The following is a 213-nucleotide window of genomic DNA, read 5'->3' as shown; positions in this document are numbered from 1 at the left end:
AAATGCCTACAATCCGCTTCAGGCACAGTATTTCGGAGTTGCAAGCCTCTCCATTAGGGAATTTCGGCGTCTGGAGCTTGCTAATATTTATTACAAAGAGATGAACAATCAAAGCCTGCGAAGCCACTGTCTCACCGATAGGTTTTATCTCCAATCGAGCAGCATATTGATTGGGCATGCTACCAAAGGGTGAGGGATCTGCACCGAGGACAA

1 protein-coding gene is annotated in these 213 nt (G+C 46.5%); it reads left to right on the top strand.

Translation table 11 applies throughout. The features are described 5' to 3' along the window. The coding region (locus KJQ96_RS39885; RefSeq protein ID WP_213291310.1) for a hypothetical protein at window positions 1–193 on the top strand (193 nt) is incomplete at its 5' end. Between the last annotated feature and the right edge of the window lie 20 nt (window positions 194–213).

Source organism: Bradyrhizobium sp. sGM-13, from assembly GCF_018398875.1.
In the GTDB taxonomy this organism is placed as follows: Bacteria; Pseudomonadota; Alphaproteobacteria; order Rhizobiales; family Xanthobacteraceae; genus Bradyrhizobium.
Note: the sequence above shows the minus strand (reverse complement) of the source record. Positions and strands in the feature narration are given on the sequence as shown.